Here is an 18,893-nt window from a genome sequence, read left to right on the forward strand (position 1 = left end):
GTCCACGTCGCGCAGCTGGTCCACCGCGTCGGGTTCGATCCGCATCTGCGCGGGGCGATCGACGCGCTGGTCGCCGCCGGACTGTTGCCCGCCGATCTGGGCGACGCGCATGACCTGTTGTCGCGGCTGCTGGTGACCACGCGGCTGGTCGCGCCCGATTGCCAGGCGCCGCCGCCGGCGACCCAGGCACTGCTGGCGCGCGCGCTGGGGGTGGCGGACTGGGCGACGGTACTTGCACGGCTCGACGCCACCCGGCAGAGCGTGCGGCGGGCGTGGCATGATGCAATGGGGCACGATGCGACGGGAGAAGACTGATGGCGATCGAGGAGGGCGACCGGCTGCCCGATCACGCGCTGACCGGGATCGACGGCGCGCCGCTGCCGCTCCGTGGTTTTCTGGGCAAGCCGCTGGTGCTCTATTTCTATCCGAAGGACGACACCACCGGCTGCACGCGCGAGGCGATCGATTTTTCCGCGCTGGCGCCCGAATTCGCGGCGGCGGAGATCGCGGTTCTGGGCGTGTCGAAGGATTCGCCGGCCAGCCACGCCAAGTTCGCGAAGAAGCACGACCTGACGATCGCGCTGGCGACCGATGCCGACGGGGTGCTGATCGAGGATTTCGGGGCGTGGGTCGAAAAGAGCATGTACGGCCGCCGCTTCATGGGGGTCGAACGGTCGACCTATCTGTTCCGCGCCAACGGCAAGCTCGCTCGCGCCTGGCGGAAGGTGAAGGTCGCCGGCCACGCCGCCGAAGTGCTCGCCGCTGCGCGCGATCTGTGAGTGCGCTGCGATGAGCGTGGCAGCGTGACCAGCGTCGCGGCGGCGGCGCGGGGCGTGCTGCTCACCGCCGATCCGCTGGCCAAGGTCGCCGCCGCGCGCCGGGTGGCGCGCGACTGGCGGCTGGGGCGGCTGGCGCATGACTTCGACGTCGCGATGCCGGCGCGCCCTGCCCGGTCGGCCCTGCCGGAATTGCTGCCGCCCAACCGGATGCCGAAGCGCGGCCGCGCCGGATCGGACCGCGGCCGGATCGCGCTGACCCACGCGCTGGCGCATATCGAATTCGTCGCGATCGACCTTGCCTTTGACATGGCCGGGCGGTTCGGCGCGCGCTTTCCCCGCGCGTTCACCGACGATTGGCTGGCGGTGGGCGCGGACGAGGCGATGCATTTCGCCCTGCTCGATCGCCGGCTGAAATCGCTTGGCAGCCACTATGGCGCGCTGCCCGCGCACGACGGGCTGTGGGAAGCGGCGGAGGCGACCGCGCATGTGCCGCTCGCGCGGCTGGCGGTGGTGCCGATGGTGCTGGAGGCGCGCGGACTGGACGTCACCCCGGCGACGATCGAGCGGTTCGAAGCGGCGGGCGACCTGCCGACCGCACGCATCCTACGACGGATCGTCGCCGATGAGATCCGCCATGTCCGCGCCGGCACCCGCTGGTTCGAATCGGCCTGCCGCGACGAACGAATCGTTCCCGAAACGACCTGGCAACGCCTTGTTTCGGAATATTTCCGGGGCGCCATTAAGCCACCGTTCAACGACTCGGCGCGCGACTCTGCCGGTCTGACGCGGGAATATTACGCCGCTATTGCCGCGACCTGATCCCGCCCGCATCAAGCGCACGTCTTGATGCGGAGGGGCATCCTATCGGGACAGAGGGAACGAACCGTCGCCGGCCGTTGACGCCGGAGGGCGTTTTTATGGTTGCGGGGACTGATGGTCGCTATCACGCTGCGAAATTGTTCGGACGGCATTCGCCGTGTCCGTTCGCTGTTCACCACCCGCGATTTCATCTTTCATGACGGAAAGGCGTTGCGCCGCTTCAGCGTTTCGGGCCGCGCGCAGGCGCTGCTGGCCGGCGCCGCCGTCGTCACCCTGACCTTTTCCGCCTATGGCGTCGCCTCCGCCGCGGTCGGCGCGGTGGCGGTCACCGGTATCGCCGGCGAGCCGACCTCGCCCGAGGCACGGATGGTGTCGATGAACGCGCGGATGCTGGCGATGCAGGCCGACGTCGCGGCGATGAAGGTCGCCACCCGCGTCCACGCCGCGCGCGTCGAGCAGCGTCAGGCGCTGATCGCCGCGGTCCTGTCGGGCAAGGGCGATCCCGAAAAGCTGGCCGCGGCGATGCCGACCGTGCCGGCCACCCCGGCCGCCGCCAATGCCGTCGTGGCGCCGTTGCAGCGGATCGAATATCGCCAGGTTGCGCTCGCCCGTCAGGCGCAGCGCGCCACGCAGCAGCGGCTGACGATGACCGCGGCGCACCTGCGCCGGCTGGGCTTCGGCCCGGAACGTTTCGTTCGCGGCGGCGCGATGGGCGGCCCGTTCGAGGCGGCGGACAGCACCGACGCGGTTGCCAGCACCGACGCCGACGCGCAGTTCAAATCGTTGTTCCAGACGTGGAAGAAGCTCGACACGCTCGAGCAGGGCGTGATCGCCATCCCGTCGATGCAGCCGGTCAACAACCTGACCTTCACCAGCAATTTCGGCGTCCGCACCGATCCGTTCCGCCGCGTCGCGGCGATGCACGGCGGGGTCGACATTCCGGGCCCGCTCGGCACGCCGGTCTATGCCACCGCCGACGGCATCGTCGCCCGCGCCGAACGCGCGTCGGGCTATGGCAATCTGGTCGAGATCAATCATGGCAAGGGCATCGAGACCCGCTATGGCCACCTGTCCAAGATCCTGATCGCACCGAACACCCGCGTGCGGCGCGGCCAGCTGATCGCGCTGATGGGATCGACCGGCCGTTCGACCGGCAGCCACCTCCATTATGAGGTGCGGATCGACGGTCGCGCGGTCAATCCGGTGCCGTTCCTTCAGCCGTCGAGCACGCTGGTGGCGATCCAGGATCGCGCGCTGCGCACCCAGCAGGGCGCGATGGGCGGCAGCCAGACCGCCAACAACTGATCGCGCGGGCCCACCGGGCGCGCCACCTACCGCCCGCCTCCTTCGTCATTCCCGCGCGCGGGAATCGATTGGCGCAGGTCATGCTTGCCATCGCGACGGCCGCCTGAACCAATTCCCGCCTGCGCGGGAATGACGAAGGGGTGGCGGCATCGTCGATATCCTTGAGGCGGTATTCGACTCGCCGTTCCAACCGGTTGCCGCGGGCGCCGCGCGCGCCTATCTGAAGGCCATGGCCACGCTCGCTCCCGCCGATGTGCAACTCACTTCCGCCGCCGCGGCGCGTGTCGCGGCGATCGCCGGACGGCAGGGCAAGCCCGCGATCCTGCGGCTGGCGGTGGAGGGCGGCGGCTGTTCCGGCTTCCAATATCAGTTCGGCCTGGCCGATGCCCCGGAGAGCGACGATATCGTAGCCGAGACCGACGGGGTCCGGCTGGTGGTCGATTCGATCAGCCTGGATCTGGTGCGCGGCGCGCAGGTCGATTTCGTCGAGAGCCTGGGCGGCGCGGCGTTCCGGGTGACCAATCCCAATGCTGCGTCGGGCTGCGGCTGCGGCACCAGCTTTTCGGTGTGAGCGCCGCCGCTTGAAGATCGTCAGCTACAACGTCAACGGCATCAAGGCGCGCCTGCCGCGCCTGCTGGAGTATCTCGCCGAGCAGCAGCCCGACGTGGTGTGCCTCCAGGAGCTGAAGTCGGCGGACGAGGGCTTTCCCGAACAGGACATCCGCGACGCCGGCTATGGCGCGGTGTGGCACGGGCAAAAGAGCTGGAACGGCGTCGCCGTGCTGGCCAAGGGTGGCGACCCGGTCGAGCGCCAGCGCGGGCTGGCCGGCGATCCCGACGACGAGCACAGCCGCTATCTCGAGGCGGAGGTCGACGGCGTGGTGATCGCGTCGATCTACCTGCCCAACGGCAATCCGGTGCCTGGCCCCAAATTCGACTACAAGCTGCGCTGGATCGACCGGCTGGCCGCACGCGCCCGCGAATTGCTGGCCGAGGAACGGCCGGTGGTGCTGGCCGGCGACTATAACGTCATCCCCAACGACGACGACGTCTATTCGGTGCGCGCGATGCAATCCGACGCGCTGATGCAGCCGGAGAGCCGGCAGGGCTATCGCGCGCTGCTGGCGCAGGGCTGGACCGATTCGCTGCGCACCCAATATCCGCGCGGCGGCGTGTGGACGTTCTGGGACTATCAGGCGGGCGCTTGGCAGCGCGATGCGGGGTTCCGCATCGATCACCTGCTGCTCAGTCCGATCGCCGCCGATCGGTTCCATTCGGCCGGCGTCGACAAGGACTATCGCGCCCGCGAGAAGGCCAGCGACCACGCCCCGACCTGGGTGCGCCTGCGCTGATCGCCCCGGTGTGGCCGCGGCGCATCGTCATCGAAGTTTTGCCGTTCTGTAACAGGAATGACCCGAACGCGGCTTAGCGGCGCGGACACGGTGGCCCGTCGGCCGCCGATTGGGGAATATCATGATGACCGATTTTTCGCGCCGCGGGCCGCGCCACGGGCGCGCTTGCGCCTTTTTGATGGCGTCCGCCGCGCTGGTGGCGTTCGCGCCGACCGCCTACGCCCGCGCCGCCGGCGGCGCCGCGCCCGATCCCGTCGCGGCCGACGGCAGCGAACCTGACGACATCATCGTCATCGGCAGCGGTGAAACCCGTTCGGTCTCCACCCTGCTGCCGTCGAACCTCGACGTGCTGCCGCCGGGCACCAGCGTGCAGAAGGCGCTCAACTTCCTGCCCGGCGTCAGCGCGCAGTCGATCGACGCGCTGGGCGTCAACGAACAGTCGCTGACGCTGCAGGTGCGCGGCTTCAACACCACCCACCTCGGCTATTCCCTCGACGGGATGCCGCTGGGCGACGGCGCGTACAACAACTACAACGGCCTCACCATCAGCCGCGCGCTGATCTCGGAGAACCTCGGCCGCGCCGAGCTGGCGACCGGCATCGCCGGGCTGGCGATCCCGTCGACCAGCAACCTGGGCGGCGCGCTGGCCTATACCAGCAGTGACCCCAAGAAGGAGATGGGCCTCGCGCTCAGCCAGACGATCGGCAGCGAGAACAGCCTGCGCACCTTCGTGCGGATCGACACCGGCGAACACGGCGGCTTCTCCGCCTATGTCTCCGGTCAGTACAGCCAGCAGGATCTGTTCGTGAACCAGCGCGCCTGGAACAAGTCGACGGGCAAGCAATTCAACGGCAAGCTGGTCTACGCCTTCGACGGTGGTCGGGTCACCGCCTTCGCCGACCTGTCGCGCACCAACCAGGCCGACGACACCTATCTGTCGAAGGACATGCTGTCGCGGCTGGGCTGGGACTGGGCGGGCTATGCGCCGGACTGGCAGGCGTATCTCGACCGCGCGTATTGTTCGGTGAGCAACCCGACCGCGCCGGCGCTGTGCGTCCCGGCGACGGCGCCGGAAAAGAACGCCGACGTCACCTTCACCAATGGCCAGATCCTGCGCAACGACAATCTGTTCTACCTGGCCGGGGACTATGCGCTGACCAAGTCGGTGAGCGCGCGGGTGCAGGTCTACCACCACAATGACAAGGGCGCCGGCAACAACTGGATCGCCGGCTGGTCGAAGCAGGGCACCGCATCGACCGCGGACGACATTCCGGTCCAGATCCGCGACACCCGCTACACGATCGATCGCACCGGCGTGCTCGGCAGCGTGACCTGGGACATCGGCTTCAACCGGCTCCAGGCCGGTTTCTGGATCGAGGACAACACCAGCAGCGCGGCGCGCTACATCTGGACCAACGTCACCGGCCCGTTCAGCCTGGCGCAGTATCTGAAGGGCCAGCCGGACACCGCGCAGTGGGTGCAGGAAACCAGGTGGAAGACCCGCCAGTTCTACGTCCAGGACACGGTCAAGCTGTTCGACGACGCGCTGAGCATCGATTTCGGGTTCAAGAGCACCTATGCGCGATCGGACGCCCAGGCGATCGACGGCATCGCCAAGGCGGCGCCGCCCGCGTCGAGCCAGTTCGCCAGCGGATCGCTGGTCGCCAAGGACAATTTCCTGCCGGAAGTCGGGGTGCACTGGCAGGTCGCGCGCGGGCACGAACTGTTCGCCAGCTATGCCGAGAACATGGCGATGTATCAGGGCGGCTTCAAACTCGGGCCGCAGTCGGTTTCGCAGGCGGTGTGGGACCTGCAGGGCAAGACGCTGAAGCCCGAGACGTCGAAGAGCTTCGAGGGCGGTTACCGCTATGTCAGCGGTCCGCTCCAGGTGTCGCTGGCCGCGTACAAGGTCAATTTCGACAACCGCCTGTTGCAGTACAACCCGTGCCCGACCAACCAGCAGCAGAACCCCGGCTGCGGTAATTCCTTCCACAACGCCGGCGGCGTCACCAGCAAGGGCGTCGAACTGGGCGTGCTGTGGAAGCCGACGCGCTGGCTGAACTGGTACAATTCGGCGTCGTTCAACGAATCGACCTATGACGAGGATCTCGACTGGTGCACCGCCACCTGCGTGGTCAAGCAGACCGCCGGCAAGCAGCAGGTCGATACGCCGAAGCAGATGTTCGCCAGCGTGCTGACGCTGAAGCAGGGTGGTTTTTCGGGCTCGCTCCAGGGCAAGTACACCGGGCGGCGCTACTACACCTATACCAACGACCAGAGCTTTGGCGGGTACACGACGTTCGACCTGGGCGTCGGCTATGACTTCGGCCGGTTCGGCTTCGTGAAGGGCGCCAAACTGTCGCTGAACGTCACCAACCTGACCGACAAACGCTATGCGTCGAACTTCGACGGCAGCGTGTTCGCGCCGGACGACGCGGCGGGCACCATCCTGGTGTTCCACTCCTCGGCCCCTCGGCAGGTGTTCGGCACGCTGAGCGCCAACTTCTGACCGCGCGCACCGCGGTCGTTCCCTTCCCCGCCGGCTTGGGCGGGGAGGGGGCGCCCCAGACGATCCTGGCCGAGACGCGGTTCGCGCTGCTCCATGGGTTCCTGTGAGAGCAGCGCCAGCCGACCGCGTCGGATGTCGCCGCGTTCGGCCCGGTCGTGGCAAGCGTCGCGACGTGTGTCCCGAACCGGACCATGCCGGATCGTCCCGCGCCACGCCGGGCGGCGACGCTAGTTGACCGGCGTCTCCTCACCACCGCCGACGACGGCGGCCGGATCAAGGCCCTGTTGCTTGAGATAGTCGAACAGCGCCAGCACCATGCGCTGCGCGCCCGGCACGGTCATCACCAGCCGGTTGACCACGACGAACTGCAATTGCGAGGGCGGGGCAGGATCGACCATTTTCTTGGTCGCCAGCGTGACGCGCACGGTGCCGTCGCGATGATCGAACGCGATCGCCTCATCGGCGAAGATGTCGCCGATATGCGGGTGCGACACCACCGCCAGACCGCCCGCCTTGTTCGCCATCATTCCGCTCCTCGACACGTGAACGCCATCGCCTAGGCCGCGCGCGGCGCCGAGGCAACTGTGACATGGGTCATTGTCTATATGACAAGGGTAGTTGACAACGCGCTATGTCAATCGTAAAGCGTCCTTGTCAAAACTAACAGGACGCTTGACATGCAGAGTAATAATCCGGCCCAGCGCCGCTACATCCGGCGCTTCGTTCCCGCGATGGTGGGCTATGTCGTGGTGCTGTTCGGGAGCACGTGGGTCGAACGCGTCTATCACCCGGAAGGCGCGGCGCTGTTTCTCCTGTCGCTGCTGCCGGCGCTGCCGCTGCTCGCGGTGCTGGTGGTGATGGGGCTGTATCTGGCGGAGGAGCGCGACGAGTTCATCCGCAACCGGCTGATCACCGCGATGATCGCGGGCATCGGCATCACGCTGGCGGTCACCACCGTGTGGGGGTTTCTGGAAGGCAGCGAAATGGTGCCCCACTTTCCCACCTTCCTGGCGTTCCCCTTGTGGTGCGGTTCGTTCGGCGTCGTGCAATGTGCGCTCAACCTCCGCGACCGGATGGGCGGAGGCGGGGCATGAAGAACCGGCTTCGCGTGCTGCGCGCCGAACGCGCATGGAGCCAGCAGGACCTGGCCGAGCGGCTCGAAGTGTCGCGCCAGAGCGTCAACGCGGTCGAGACCGGCCGCTACGATCCCTCGCTGCCGCTCGCATTCAAGATCGCCGACGTGTTCGACCTGACCATCGAGGACATTTTCACCAATCCCGCCAAGGAGAACGACCAATGACTCCCGCCAGCAAGGCCCGCCTGATCGCCGCCGTCGCATTGCCGGCGCTGCTGCTCAACCTATCCCCCGGCCATGCCCGCGCCGCCGCGCCGGCCCCCGCCACGGTCGCCGCCGCGCCGGTGCAGATGGAGCACATCTCGGTGAGCGTGACCGGGGCGGGACCGGACGTGATCCTGATCCCCGGCCTGTCCAGCCCGCGTGCGGTGTGGGACGGCGTCGTGCCCGCACTGGCGAAGACCCACCGTGTCCATGTCGTCCAGATCAACGGCTTTGGCGGCGACGATCCGCGCGCCAACACCGCGCCGGGCATCCTCGACGGCACCGTCGCCGATCTCGACACCTATGTCGCCAGGGCCGGGCTGAAGGCGCCGGCGGTGGTCGGCCATTCGCTGGGCGGGCTGGTCGGGCTGATGCTGGCCAGGGCGCATCCGGGCGACGTGTCGCGGCTGATGGTGGTCGATTCGCTGCCCTATATCGGCGACCTGTTCCTGCGCGGCGCCACCGTCGCGATGGTCGAGCCGCAGGCGAAGGCGATGCGCGAGCAGATCCTCGCCAGCTATGGGAAGCCCGCCGATGCCGTCGGCGCCGAGCGGACCGCCAACGGGCTGGCCGCGACACCGGAGGCGCGGGCCAAGGTCAAGGCGTGGGCGATGGCGGCCGATCCGCGCGTCACCGCGCAGGCGCTGTACGAGGACATGACCACCGACCTTCGCCCCGACATCGCCGCGATCGCCGCGCCGATCACCGCGATCTATCCCGCGCCCGGCGACGCGCTGTACCGCGACGTCTACGCCAAGGCGAAGCACGCGACCTTCGTGCCCATCACCGATACCGCGCATTTCGTGATGCTCGACCAGCCGGGGGCATTCGCGGGGGCACTTACCGCCTTTCTTGCTGCGAAGTGAGTTGACGCTCCCCCGCCGCTGCGCTCCAACGATGCGGCGGGGGAGAACATCGCATGACCGACGAACCATTGCCCGAACCGTTGCCGCCGCCGACGGAGAGCGCCTTTCAGTTCCATGGCAACTGGCGCGAATTCGCCCCGATCGCCTTCACCAATTTGCTGCTGACGATCGTCACATTGGGCATCTACGCGTTCTGGGCGCGGGCGCGGGAACGGCGTTATCTGTGGAGCCGCACCCACTTCATCGACGATCGGCTGGAATGGACCGGCACCGGGCTGGAGCTGTTCGTCGGCTATCTGATGGCGCTGGTGTTCTTCCTGCTGCCGCTGGCCGGGTTGCAGTTCCTGATGCAGGCGCTGATCCTGCGCGGGCATCCGGGGCAGGCGATCCTGCTGATGATCCTGCTCTATGTGCTGCTGCTCTATCTGATCGGCGTCGCGGTGTTCCGCGCGCTGCGCTACCGGCTCAGCCGCACCTTCTGGCACGGCATCCGCGGCGGCAGCGATATCCAGGGCCTGCGCTATGGCGTCGAGCATCTGTGGCGCACGCTGCTGGGCGGGCTGGCGCTGGGGCTGATGGTGCCGTGGTCGATGACCAGCCTGTGGAACCGGCGCTGGCGCGAGATGAGCTTTGGCCCGCTGCGGTTCGAATCGGACGCCGACTGGAACCGGATCATCGGCCGCTACCTGATCTTCTACCTCTCGCCGATCGCGCTGCTCGTGGTGTTGGGCATCCTGATGGCCACCGGCGCGCTCGCGGTCGGATCGATCGCCGGGGTCGATGGTGAGGGGGCGTCGCGTGAGAGCGTCATGGCCGGGCTGGTGATCGTGCTGGGCGCGTTTTACATCCTGTTCTTCGTCGTTCTGGGATTGGTGGCGCTGTTCTTCTACTCCGCCTATTATCGTGAGGCGGTGGGCAAGCTCACGCTCGGGTCGCTCAGCTTCGCGTTCACCGCGCGCACCCGTGACTGGATGAAGCTGGTGCTCGGCAACATCGGGCTGGTGATCGTCACCTTGGGAATCGGCTTCCTGTTCGTTCCCTATCGCAACTGGAAATTCTTCGTCACCCATATCGAGGCCTATGGCGAACTGCGCCTCGATGAGCTGACCCAGTCGACCACCCGCGCGCCGCCGCAGGGCGAGGGACTGCTCGATGCGTTCGATGTCGGCGCGTTCTGACGGCCGGTGATGGCGACCTCCGACGATGCGCGCGTGTGGTATTATGACGGCGCCAGCGCGCTCCGGCGCGACGCGCGGCTGGTGCCCGACGGTGCGACGTTCACGCTGGTCGAGGACGATCGCCGCGACGGGCCGTTCGCCTTTGCCGACCTGATCGGCCACGGCCGGATCGAGGGCGCGCACCAATATGGGCTGAAGCGGCGTTCCGGATGGCGGATCGGGCTGGCGGAACCGATCCCGGCGCCGGTGGCGGCGCTGCTGCCGGGTGAGCGGCGCTATGGTGGGATCGTCGACCGGCTGGGGCTGGTCCAGGGCACGTTGATCTTTGCCACGGTCGCCGGGCTGGCGGTCCTCGGCCTGTCGTTCGCGCCCGGCGTTGCGGCCAAGCTGGTCCCGGCGCCGGTCGAGCGGCGGCTGGGCGACCTGATGGTCGGCGATTTCGGCGGACGCACCTGCGCCGCCCGGGCGGGCGCGGCGGCGTTGCAAGCGCTGTCGGATCGGCTTGGCCCGGCGGTGGCGGGCGCGGACATCCGCGTGGTCAACGTGCCGATCGTCAACGCGGTGACGCTGCCGGGCGGGCATATCCTGATCTTTCAGGGGCTGCTCAAGGACGCGCGGTCGCCCGATGAGGTCGCCGGGGTTGTGGCGCACGAGCTGGGCCATGTCGCGCACCGCGACGTGCTGGCGGCGCTGATCCGCCAATTGGGGCTGAGCGTGCTGCTGGGCGGGCTCGACGGCAATGTCGGCGGCTATACCAACGCGCTGCTCGCCGCCGGGTACAGCCGCAGCGCCGAAGCCGACGCCGACGGCTTCGCGATCGACGCGCTGCGCGCGGCGCGGATCTCCCCGCTGGGCACCGCCGCCTTCTTCGCGCGGCTGGGCGCGGGCGAGGCGAAGCTGGGCGCGTCGGCGCGGGTGCTCGGCTATATGTCCAGCCACCCGCTGTCGGGCGAGCGCCAGCGGCTGTTCCGCGCCAGCGCCCGTGCCGGCGCGACGCCCGCGCTCGACGCGGCGCAGTGGGCGGCGCTACGCACGATCTGTACCGCCGACCCGGATGTCTCCAAAACCGAGCTGCGATTCTGAACCGATGACCGATCGAAACCTGGCCTATCACCTCACCCCCGGCGCCGGGCCGACCCTGGTGTTCCTGCCCGGCTATGCCTCTGACATGACCGGCAGCAAGGCGCTGGCGGTCGAGGCATGGGCGGTGGCGCATGGCCGCGCCTGCCTGCGCTTCGACTATGCCGGCTGCGGCGCCAGCCCTGGCGCGTTCGAGGATGGCACGCTGGCCAGCTGGCGCGACGACGCGCTCCACCTGATCGACACCGTGGTGGCGGGGCCGGTGGTGCTGGTCGGATCGTCGATGGGCGGGTGGATCATGCTGCTGGTCGCGCTGGCCCGCCCCCACCGGGTCGCGGCGCTGGTCGGCATCGCGCCCGCACCCGACTTCACCGACTGGGGCTTCACGGATGCGCAGAAGGCGGTGCTGGCGCGCGACGGTCGGCTGGAGGAGCCGTCGCAATATGCGCCCGAGCCGACGGTGACGACCCACGCCTTCTGGAAGTCGGGAGAGGCCAACCGCCTGATGGGCGGCGCGATCGCGATCGACGCGCCGGTGCGGCTGATCCATGGCCAGGCCGATCCTGACGTACCGTGGAAGTTGAGCCTCGATCTGGCGCGTCTGATCCGTTCACCCGATGTGCAGGCGATCTTCGTCAAGGACGGCGACCATCGGCTGTCGCGCGACGCCGACATCGCGCTGATACTGCGCACGATCGAAGGACTGCCATGATCCCGGCGCTGCTGTTGTTGCAGGCTACCGTCGCCGCCCCGCCGGTCGAATCGGCGGAGGCGCGGTTCGAGCGGTGCGTCGACCTTGCCACCGGCGACCCGGCGCGCGGCGAGGCGGAGGCATCGGCGTGGCGGCTGGCCGGCGGCGGCGCGCCCGCGCGGCAGTGCCTGGGGCTGGCCTATGCCACCAGCGGCAATTACGTCGGCGCGGCGGGCGCCTTTACCGAGGCGGCGCACCAGGCCGAGATCGCCGCCGATCCGCGCGCCGGCGGCTATTGGGCGCAGGCGGGCAACGCCTGGCTGGCGGCGGGGGAGGCGACCAAGGCGCGCACCGCGCTCGACGCGGCGCTGGCCAGCGGCACATTGGCCGGGCTGGAGCTGGGCGAGGCGCAGCTCGACCACGCCCGCGCCGCCGTTGCGACCGACGACCTGGCGACCGCGCGCGCCGACCTTGACCGCGCGATCGTCAACGCATCGGCCGATCCGCTCGCCTGGCTGCTGTCGGCGACGCTGGCGCGGCGGATGGGCGACCGACCGCGCGCGGAGAAGGACATTGCGGAGGCGCTGCGACTGTCCGCCGACGATGCCGCGGTCCAGCTGGAGGCCGGCAACATCGCCGCCGTCGCGGGGGACGAGGGACGCGCGCGGCTGGGCTGGCAAAAGGCGGTTCAACTGGCGCCGGATAGCCCGTCGGGGGTGGCGGCGCGCGCCGCGCTCGCCCAATTCGACGCTGACAAATAGCCTTCGCCACCCTATCTCCGCGGCGTCACTCCCCAAGAGGCGCGCCGACATGAAATACCTTCACACGATGATCCGCGTCACCGATCCCGACGCGACGATCCGCTTCTTCGAACTGCTCGGCCTGAAGGAGGTGCGGCGGATGGAGAGCGAGCAGGGTCGCTTCACGCTGATCTTCCTCGCCACACCCGAGGATATGGCCGGTCCGGGCGAACGCGCCCATGCCGAGGTCGAGCTGACCTACAACTGGCCGGAAGAAGGCAAATCGGCGGAAGTCTACGCCGGCGGCCGCAATTTCGGCCATCTCGCCTATCGCGTCGACAACATCTACGAGACCTGCCAGCGGCTGATGGACGCGGGCGTCACCATCAACCGTCCGCCGCGCGACGGCCACATGGCGTTCGTCCGCACCCCCGACAATATCTCGATCGAGCTGTTGCAGGACGGCGTGCTCGAGCCCGCCGAGCCATGGGCATCGATGCCGAACACCGGCGAATGGTGATGGCCGACTGGCCCGACCGGCGTTTCCTCGACCTGACCGGCGCCGAGGTGCCGATCGTCCAGGCACCGATGGCCAATTTCGGTGGGGTCGCGCTGGCGGCGGCGGCGGTGCGCGGCGGGGCGCTGGGATCGCTGCCGTGCGCGGTGCTGTCACCGCACCAGGCGATCGTCCAGGCCGCGGAGGTGCGCGACGCGGCGGACGGGCCGATCAATCTCAATTTCTTTTGCCACACGCTGGGCCCTGTGCCCGACGACAGCGCGTGGCGCGCCGCGCTGGCGCCCTTCTACGCCGAGGAGGGCGTGACGCCCGGCACGCCGCCGCCGTTGCGCAAGCCGTTCGACGCGGCGATGGCCGAGATGGTCGAGGCGGTGCTGCCCGAGGTGGTCAGCTTCCACTTCGGCCTGCCCGATGCGGACCTGCTCGCCCGGGTCAAGGCGACCGGCACGGCGGTGTTCGGCTGCGCGACGACCGTGGAGGAGGCGCGCTGGCTCGCCGAGCGCGGCGTCGATGCGGTGATCGCGCAAGGGGCGGAAGCGGGCGGTCACGCCGGCTGGTTCCTCGACCGCCACCGCCCGACGCCCCTGCGCGAACTGCTCGCCGGAATCGTCGCCGCGACCGACCTGCCGGTGATCGCGGCGGGCGGCATCGTCGATGCGGGTGGAATCGCCACGGCGCTGAATGCGGGGGCGAGCGCGGTGCAGATTGGCACCGCCTATCTTCCCGCGCCGGAAAGCCTTGCCAGCGCGGTGCACCGCGCCGCGCTCGGCACGGCGGCGGAGACGGTGTTCACCACGCTGTTCACCGGCCGCGAGGCGCGCGGCATCCGCAACCGGCTGATCGACACGCTGGGGCCGACGCATCCCGCCGTCCCGCCCTTTCCCCACGCCTCCGCCGCGATCGCGCCGCTGCGCGCCTTCGCCGAAGCCGATGCGCGCGGGGACTATTCATCGCTATGGTCGGGCACCGGCGGCGCCGCCGTCCGTCCCGAACCCGCCCAATCGCTGACCGAACGGCTTGCCGCCGAGACCCTTGCCCTGTTGGAGACTTCCCATGTCCGCGCTTGAGATTGCCCGCGTCGCCGCCTTTGACGACAATTATATCTGGCTGGTCCACGATCCCGTCTCACAGGAAACGATCGTGGTCGATCCCGGCGACGCGGCACCGGCGCTGGCCGAGGCGAAGGCGCGCGGCTGGGCGATCACCCAGGTGTGGATCACCCATTGGCACCCCGACCACACCGGCGGCATCCAGGCGGTGAAGGACGCGACCGGCGCGGTCGTCACCGGCCCGGCGGCGGAGGCGGAGAAGATCCCGACGCTCGACCGCACCGTGACGGAAGGCGATACGGTGACGATCGGCACGCACACCGCGCGGGTGATCGACACTCCGGCGCACACCGCCGGCCACATCAGCTACGTGTTCGACGACGATGCGCTGCTGTTCCCCGGCGACACGATGTTCGCGATGGGCTGTGGCCGGCTGTTCGAGGGGACGGCGGCCGACATGTACGCCGCGATGCGAAAATATGCGGTGCTGCCGCCCGCGATGCAGGTGTTCGCCGCGCACGAATATACCCAGTCCAACGGCCGCTACGCGCTGGTCGCGGAACCCGACAACGAAGCGCTCAAGGCGCGGATGGTCGAGGTCGATCGGCTGCGCGCGGCGGGGGAGGCGACGCTGCCGACCACGATCGCGCTGGAGCTGGCGACCAACCCGTTCCTGCGCGCCTCCTCTGCCGAGCAATTGGCCGAGCGGCGTGCGGCAAAAGATGATTTCCGCGGTTGATTCCGTTATAGATGATGGGGGGCGATTGGAGGTCGACGATGTTGCGTATTGCCTTACCGTGCCTCGTGTTGCTCGCGGGATGTACCATGTCCGCCGAGCAGGCCGAGCGCGCCGATGCCAGCCAAGCCCGCGAAGAGGCGCGGCTGGCCAAGGATCTGACCGGCTTTGAAGCGGGCAAGCCGACCAACTGCGCCGATCTGCGCAACGCCAGCGTCACCGTCTATGGCGGCGACACGCTGCTCTATCGCGACAGCGGCCGGCGGTATTGGCTGAACAAGCCCAGCGGCGGCTGTTTCGGCCTGAAGCGCGACGATATCATCGTCACCAAAAGCTATGGCAGCCAATTGTGCCGCGGCGACATCGTCCGCACGGTCGACCGCACCGGCGGCTTCCCGACCGGCGCATGCTCGTTCGGCGACTTCGTGCCCTATACCAAGCCGCGAGGATAAGCCGCTCGTCATCGCGAGGGGCTTGGCCCGGCGGCAATCCAGAGTCGCGTTCGGGACGCTGGGTTGCCGCGCTGCGCCCGCGATGACGACCCGGGCGCAGTCTCCGGGCCGCGCGGTGAGCGGTCCTAGAGCACGTAGCGGCTGAGATCGGTGTTGCGCGCGACGCTGGCGAGCTGGCTGTCGACGTAGGCGGCGTCGACGGTGAGTGTCGTGCCCGCCCGATCCTCCGCCTCGAAGCTGACCTGTTCGAGCAGCTTTTCCATCACCGTCTGCAAGCGGCGGGCGCCGATGTTCTCGACCTGGCCATTCACCTCGGCGGCGATGCGCGCGACCGCCTTGATGCCGTCGGCGGTGAAATCGACGGTCACGCCCTCGGTCGCGATCAGCGCCTTATATTGTTCGGGCAGCGACGCCTTGGTGTCCGACAGGATCGCGATGAAATCGTCCTCGGTCAGCCCGTTCAGCTCGACGCGGATCGGCAGGCGGCCCTGAAGCTCCGGCAGCAGATCGCTGGGCTTGGCGACGTGGAACGCGCCCGAGGCGATGAACAGGATGTGGTCGGTCTTCATCGGCCCGTATTTGGTGGCGACCGTCGTGCCCTCGATCAGCGGCAACAGGTCGCGCTGCACGCCCTCGCGGCTGACCGATCCGCCGCGCACGTCGCTGACCGCGATCTTGTCGATCTCATCGAGGAAGACGATGCCGTTGGCCTCCGCGTCGGCCAGCGCGGTGCGGCTGACCTCATCCTGGTCGAGGCGCTTGTCGGCTTCCTCCTCGACCAGCTTTTCCCAGGCGGCGGGGACGTGAAGCTTGCGGCGCTTCAACTGGGCGCCGCCGAACGCCTTGCCCATCATCTCGCCCAGGTTGATCATCTGCGCGCCGCCGCCGGGGATTTCGAACGGCATCTGCGGTGCTGCTTCCAGCTCGATCTCGATCTCGGTCGAATCGAGATGGCCGTCGTGGAAGCGCTGGCGGAAGGCGGAGCGAGTCGCCTCGCTGGCGCCCTTGCCGGTCAGCGCGTCGAGCAGCCGGGCCATCGCCGCCTCCTCCGCCTTGTCCTTGACCGCGAGCCGGCGACGTTCCTTTTCCAGCCGTACCGCTTCCTCGACCAGATCACGGGCGATCTGTTCGACGTCGCGGCCGACATAGCCGACCTCGGTGAACTTGGTCGCCTCGACCTTGACGAACGGCGCGTCGGCCAGCTTGGCCAGCCGCCGGCTGATCTCGGTCTTGCCGCACCCGGTTGGGCCGATCATCAGTATGTTCTTCGGGCTGACCTCGTCGCGCAGATCGGGGGCGAGCTGCTGGCGGCGCCAGCGGTTGCGCAGCGCCACCGCCACCGCGCGCTTGGCGTCCGCCTGGCCGATGATGTGCGCGTCGAGGGCGGCGACGATCGCCTTGGGAGTCAGATTGTCGTTCACGGGAATTCCTGTTGAATCAATTGTCGCTGTCGAGCGCTTCCATCGTCAGCCGGTCGTTGGTGTAGACGCACAGCTCCCCGGCAATCGCCATCGCCTTGCGGGACAGCGTCTCGGCATCCTGTTCGTAGTCGACCAGCGCGCGCGCGGCGGCGAGCGCGAAATTGCCGCCCGATCCGATCGCGGCGATGCCGCCCTCCGGCTCCAGCACGTCGCCGTTGCCGGTGACGACCAGGGTGACCGACTTGTCGGCGACGATCAGCATCGCCTCCAGATTGCGGAGGTATTTGTCGGTGCGCCAGTCCTTGGCCAGCTCGACCGCGGCGCGGAGAAGCTGCCCCTGATGCCGTTCGAGCTTGGCCTCGAGCCGCTCGAACAGGGTGAAGGCGTCGGCGGTCGCGCCGGCGAACCCGGCGATGACGCTGCCGTCGCCCAGCGGGCGGACCTTGCGCGCGTTGGGCTTCATCACGGTCGGGCCTTGGGAGACCTGGCCATCGCCGATGACGACGACGCGCCCGTTCCTGCGCACGGAGAGAATGGTGGTGCCGTGCCACACCGGTGTCGTTTCGCTCATGCGCCGGATATGGGGAGCGGGCCGGACTGCAATCAAGGCTTTCTCTCACGATGATGTCAGCGCATCATCACGGTAGCGACTCGAACACAACAAGGGGAATTCGAGAATGGCCTCCACACCTCCGCCCGGATCGCCGATCTTCCCGCCGCCCAGCGCCGGCATGGTCGACCGGATCAAGAACATCCTGCTGTCGCCCAAGACCGAATGGGACCGGATCGACGCCGAGCCGATGACCGAAAAGGGCATCTTCACCGGATGGGTGCTGCCGCTGGCGGCGATCGGGCCGGTGGCGAGCCTGATCGGCGGGCAGGTGTTCGGCTATGGCGCGATGGGGATCGTGTTCAAGCCGCCGCTGGTGATGGCGCTGACGACCGCGATCCTGGGCTATGTCCTGTCGATCGTCGGCATCTGGGTGCTGGCGAAGATCGTCGACGCGCTCGCGCCCAATTTCGGCGGCGTCAAGAATCCGGTGTCGGCGCTGAAGGTGGTCGCCTTTTCCTACACCGCCAGCTTCGTCGGCAGCATTTTCGGCCTGATCCCGATGCTGGGCATCATCAGCGTGTTGTTCGGGCTGTACGGACTCTATCTGCTCTACCTTGGCCTGCCCAAGCTGATGAAGGCGCCGCAGGACAAGGCGCTGGGGTACACCGTGGTCTCCGTGGTGTGCGCGATCCTGCTCTACATCGTCATCGGCGCGGTCGTCGCCGGGCTGAGCGCGACCTTTGCCACCACCGCGATGTATTCGCCCACGGTGGTGAGCGGCACCGCGACCGTTCCCGGCGTCGGATCGGTCGACCTCGGCAAGCTGGAACAGGCCGCCAAGCAGATCGAGGCGAGCGCCAACGCCGCCTCCGGTGCCCCCGGCACCGTGCCGGCGGGCGCGGTCAAGGCGGTCGATCCCAACACGTTGCAGGCGTTGCTGCCGGCATCGGCGGCGGGGTGGACGCGCACCAGCGTGGAGAACCAGAGCGCGGGGGCCGGCGGCATCGCCGGCTCCACCGCCAAGGGCGACTATAGCCGGGGCAGCGACACCGCCAGCCTGTCGGTGACCGACATGGGCGCGATGGGGGCGATCACCGCACTGGGCAGCGCGTTCAACGTCCAGTCGAGCAAGACCACCGCGAATGGCTATGAAAAGACCGGGCAGGTCGACGGCCGGCTGACCACCGACAAGTGGGACGGCGAATCGCGCCGCGGCGAATATTCGACCGTGGTGGCGAACCGTTTCATGGTCTCGGTCGAAGGCAACGCCGACAATGCCGATACGCTGAAGGCGCTGGCCGCGAGCGTGCCGCTGGGCACGCTGGAAGGCCTGGCGAAGTAATCGCGCCGGGCATCGCACCGGGGCATCGCACCGGGGAGCGGGTGGCCGGCCCGCCGAACCCTCCGTCCCGCTGAAACCTGTCGAACCAGCCCGCTCCCGACCGTCGAGGGGCGGTTTTTTGTGTCGCGTGGCCTACGCTGGCGATCTCCGTCCGCGCGGGGCGGG

21 protein-coding genes and 1 pseudogene are annotated in these 18,893 nt (G+C 68.6%); 19 read left to right on the forward strand and 3 right to left on the reverse strand.

Features of this window, described 5'->3' with window-relative positions; translation table 11 throughout:
* The 7 genes and pseudogenes from VNR91_RS02580 to VNR91_RS02610 form a co-directional block, all read left to right on the forward strand.
* Positions 1 to 315 (forward strand): annotated as a pseudogene (locus VNR91_RS02580) (glutamine-synthetase adenylyltransferase); the annotation flags it as partial.
* Entirely contained in the window at positions 315 to 779 is a 465-nt protein-coding gene (locus VNR91_RS02585) for a peroxiredoxin (protein WP_325489228.1), read from the forward strand. The pseudogene VNR91_RS02580 and the gene VNR91_RS02585, both read left to right, overlap by 1 nt.
* 24 nt (positions 780 to 803) lie before the next feature.
* Entirely contained in the window at positions 804 to 1,598 is a 795-nt protein-coding gene (locus VNR91_RS02590; RefSeq protein WP_325489229.1) for a ferritin-like domain-containing protein, read from the forward strand.
* A 114-nt stretch (positions 1,599 to 1,712) separates the two neighbouring features.
* Complete coding sequence (locus VNR91_RS02595; protein ID WP_325489230.1) at positions 1,713 to 2,903, forward strand: M23 family metallopeptidase; 1,191 nt, start codon at positions 1,713 to 1,715, stop codon at positions 2,901 to 2,903.
* A gap of 229 nt (positions 2,904 to 3,132) precedes the next feature.
* The gene (gene erpA / locus VNR91_RS02600) at positions 3,133 to 3,474 is read left to right on the forward strand and encodes an iron-sulfur cluster insertion protein ErpA (protein ID WP_325489231.1); all 342 of its coding nucleotides are present in this window, start codon (positions 3,133 to 3,135) and stop codon (positions 3,472 to 3,474) included.
* A gap of 10 nt (positions 3,475 to 3,484) precedes the next feature.
* Positions 3,485 to 4,255, forward strand: coding sequence for an exodeoxyribonuclease III (gene xth, locus VNR91_RS02605; RefSeq protein ID WP_325489232.1), 771 nt, complete (start codon positions 3,485 to 3,487; stop codon positions 4,253 to 4,255).
* A gap of 124 nt (positions 4,256 to 4,379) precedes the next feature.
* Complete coding sequence (locus VNR91_RS02610) at positions 4,380 to 6,764, forward strand: TonB-dependent receptor (RefSeq protein WP_325489233.1); 2,385 nt, start codon at positions 4,380 to 4,382, stop codon at positions 6,762 to 6,764.
* A gap of 227 nt (positions 6,765 to 6,991) precedes the next feature.
* Here the strand turns inward: VNR91_RS02610 and VNR91_RS02615 are convergent, their stop codons facing one another.
* Entirely contained in the window at positions 6,992 to 7,288 is a 297-nt protein-coding gene (locus VNR91_RS02615; protein ID WP_325489234.1) for a hypothetical protein, read from the reverse strand.
* Between the two features lie 153 nt (positions 7,289 to 7,441).
* Here VNR91_RS02615 and VNR91_RS02620 point away from each other — a divergent pair, with 153 nt between their 5' ends.
* From VNR91_RS02620 to VNR91_RS02670, 11 genes are read left to right on the forward strand one after another with little or no spacing between them, the layout of a single operon-like run.
* Positions 7,442 to 7,858: a hypothetical protein gene (locus VNR91_RS02620; protein ID WP_325489235.1), complete on the forward strand. Its 417-nt coding sequence runs from the start codon at positions 7,442 to 7,444 to the stop codon at positions 7,856 to 7,858.
* Positions 7,855 to 8,064, forward strand: coding sequence for a helix-turn-helix transcriptional regulator (locus tag VNR91_RS02625; protein WP_325489236.1), 210 nt, complete (start codon positions 7,855 to 7,857; stop codon positions 8,062 to 8,064). Before VNR91_RS02620 ends, VNR91_RS02625 begins: the two co-directional genes overlap by 4 nt.
* Positions 8,061 to 8,969, forward strand: coding sequence for an alpha/beta hydrolase (locus tag VNR91_RS02630; protein WP_325489237.1), 909 nt, complete (start codon positions 8,061 to 8,063; stop codon positions 8,967 to 8,969). The genes VNR91_RS02625 and VNR91_RS02630 overlap by 4 nt, the downstream gene beginning before the upstream one ends.
* 53 nt (positions 8,970 to 9,022) lie before the next feature.
* Positions 9,023 to 10,147: a YjgN family protein gene (locus VNR91_RS02635; RefSeq protein WP_325489238.1), complete on the forward strand. Its 1,125-nt coding sequence runs from the start codon at positions 9,023 to 9,025 to the stop codon at positions 10,145 to 10,147.
* A 9-nt stretch (positions 10,148 to 10,156) separates the two neighbouring features.
* Positions 10,157 to 11,230 carry a M48 family metallopeptidase gene (locus VNR91_RS02640; protein ID WP_325489239.1) on the forward strand — a complete coding sequence of 358 codons (1,074 nt, stop codon included), beginning with the start codon at positions 10,157 to 10,159 and terminating at the stop codon, positions 11,228 to 11,230.
* A 4-nt stretch (positions 11,231 to 11,234) separates the two neighbouring features.
* A complete protein-coding gene (locus tag VNR91_RS02645) occupies positions 11,235 to 11,939 on the forward strand; it encodes an alpha/beta hydrolase (RefSeq protein ID WP_325489240.1) in 705 nt (234 codons plus the stop codon).
* Entirely contained in the window at positions 11,936 to 12,679 is a 744-nt protein-coding gene (locus VNR91_RS02650; protein WP_325489241.1) for a hypothetical protein, read from the forward strand. Before VNR91_RS02645 ends, VNR91_RS02650 begins: the two co-directional genes overlap by 4 nt.
* Positions 12,680 to 12,728: 49 nt before the next feature.
* Complete coding sequence (locus tag VNR91_RS02655; protein WP_325489242.1) at positions 12,729 to 13,178, forward strand: VOC family protein; 450 nt, start codon at positions 12,729 to 12,731, stop codon at positions 13,176 to 13,178.
* A complete protein-coding gene (locus VNR91_RS02660) occupies positions 13,145 to 14,242 on the forward strand; it encodes a nitronate monooxygenase (protein ID WP_325489243.1) in 1,098 nt (365 codons plus the stop codon). The genes VNR91_RS02655 and VNR91_RS02660 overlap by 34 nt, the downstream gene beginning before the upstream one ends.
* Positions 14,229 to 14,963: a hydroxyacylglutathione hydrolase gene (gloB, locus tag VNR91_RS02665; RefSeq protein WP_325489244.1), complete on the forward strand. Its 735-nt coding sequence runs from the start codon at positions 14,229 to 14,231 to the stop codon at positions 14,961 to 14,963. Before VNR91_RS02660 ends, gloB begins: the two co-directional genes overlap by 14 nt.
* Positions 14,964 to 15,001: 38 nt before the next feature.
* Positions 15,002 to 15,412, forward strand: a complete 411-nt coding sequence (locus VNR91_RS02670) for a DUF6491 family protein (RefSeq protein WP_325489245.1) — start codon at positions 15,002 to 15,004, stop codon at positions 15,410 to 15,412.
* Positions 15,413 to 15,537: 125 nt separating this feature from the next.
* On the opposite strand, the gene hslU is transcribed toward VNR91_RS02670, so the two are convergent.
* Both hslU and hslV read right to left on the reverse strand, forming a co-directional pair.
* Positions 15,538 to 16,833, reverse strand: coding sequence for an ATP-dependent protease ATPase subunit HslU (hslU, locus tag VNR91_RS02675; protein ID WP_325489246.1), 1,296 nt, complete (start codon positions 16,831 to 16,833; stop codon positions 15,538 to 15,540).
* 16 nt (positions 16,834 to 16,849) lie between these two features.
* Positions 16,850 to 17,404, reverse strand: coding sequence for an ATP-dependent protease subunit HslV (gene hslV, locus VNR91_RS02680; protein ID WP_325489247.1), 555 nt, complete (start codon positions 17,402 to 17,404; stop codon positions 16,850 to 16,852).
* Between the two features lie 106 nt (positions 17,405 to 17,510).
* Here hslV and VNR91_RS02685 point away from each other — a divergent pair, with 106 nt between their 5' ends.
* A complete protein-coding gene (locus VNR91_RS02685; RefSeq protein ID WP_325489248.1) occupies positions 17,511 to 18,728 on the forward strand; it encodes a Yip1 family protein in 1,218 nt (405 codons plus the stop codon).
* The last annotated feature ends 165 nt before the right edge of the window (positions 18,729 to 18,893 follow it).

Origin of the sequence: Sphingomonas sp., from assembly GCF_035555815.1 — a bacterium.
Classification (GTDB): Bacteria; Pseudomonadota; Alphaproteobacteria; order Sphingomonadales; family Sphingomonadaceae; genus Sphingomonas.

What these genes read in the sequence shown, in the direction of transcription:
- hslV (WP_325489247.1), bottom strand. Translation starts at nt 17,404, where the DNA reads ATGAGCGAAACGACACCGGTGTGGCACGGCACCACCATTCTCTCCGTG.
- VNR91_RS02645 (WP_325489240.1), top strand. Translation starts at nt 11,235, where the DNA reads ATGACCGATCGAAACCTGGCCTATCACCTCACCCCCGGCGCCGGGCCG.
- VNR91_RS02640 (WP_325489239.1), top strand. Translation starts at nt 10,157, where the DNA reads ATGGCGACCTCCGACGATGCGCGCGTGTGGTATTATGACGGCGCCAGC.
- VNR91_RS02655 (WP_325489242.1), top strand. Translation starts at nt 12,729, where the DNA reads ATGAAATACCTTCACACGATGATCCGCGTCACCGATCCCGACGCGACG.
- VNR91_RS02650 (WP_325489241.1), top strand. Translation starts at nt 11,936, where the DNA reads ATGATCCCGGCGCTGCTGTTGTTGCAGGCTACCGTCGCCGCCCCGCCG.
- VNR91_RS02670 (WP_325489245.1), top strand. Translation starts at nt 15,002, where the DNA reads ATGTTGCGTATTGCCTTACCGTGCCTCGTGTTGCTCGCGGGATGTACC.
- VNR91_RS02635 (WP_325489238.1), top strand. Translation starts at nt 9,023, where the DNA reads ATGACCGACGAACCATTGCCCGAACCGTTGCCGCCGCCGACGGAGAGC.
- VNR91_RS02610 (WP_325489233.1), top strand. Translation starts at nt 4,380, where the DNA reads ATGACCGATTTTTCGCGCCGCGGGCCGCGCCACGGGCGCGCTTGCGCC.
- erpA (WP_325489231.1), top strand. Translation starts at nt 3,133, where the DNA reads ATGGCCACGCTCGCTCCCGCCGATGTGCAACTCACTTCCGCCGCCGCG.
- VNR91_RS02685 (WP_325489248.1), top strand. Translation starts at nt 17,511, where the DNA reads ATGGCCTCCACACCTCCGCCCGGATCGCCGATCTTCCCGCCGCCCAGC.
- VNR91_RS02615 (WP_325489234.1), bottom strand. Translation starts at nt 7,288, where the DNA reads ATGGCGAACAAGGCGGGCGGTCTGGCGGTGGTGTCGCACCCGCATATC.
- VNR91_RS02585 (WP_325489228.1), top strand. Translation starts at nt 315, where the DNA reads ATGGCGATCGAGGAGGGCGACCGGCTGCCCGATCACGCGCTGACCGGG.
- gloB (WP_325489244.1), top strand. Translation starts at nt 14,229, where the DNA reads ATGTCCGCGCTTGAGATTGCCCGCGTCGCCGCCTTTGACGACAATTAT.
- VNR91_RS02660 (WP_325489243.1), top strand. Translation starts at nt 13,145, where the DNA reads ATGGGCATCGATGCCGAACACCGGCGAATGGTGATGGCCGACTGGCCC.
- VNR91_RS02595 (WP_325489230.1), top strand. Translation starts at nt 1,713, where the DNA reads ATGGTCGCTATCACGCTGCGAAATTGTTCGGACGGCATTCGCCGTGTC.
- VNR91_RS02625 (WP_325489236.1), top strand. Translation starts at nt 7,855, where the DNA reads ATGAAGAACCGGCTTCGCGTGCTGCGCGCCGAACGCGCATGGAGCCAG.
- VNR91_RS02630 (WP_325489237.1), top strand. Translation starts at nt 8,061, where the DNA reads ATGACTCCCGCCAGCAAGGCCCGCCTGATCGCCGCCGTCGCATTGCCG.
- VNR91_RS02620 (WP_325489235.1), top strand. Translation starts at nt 7,442, where the DNA reads ATGCAGAGTAATAATCCGGCCCAGCGCCGCTACATCCGGCGCTTCGTT.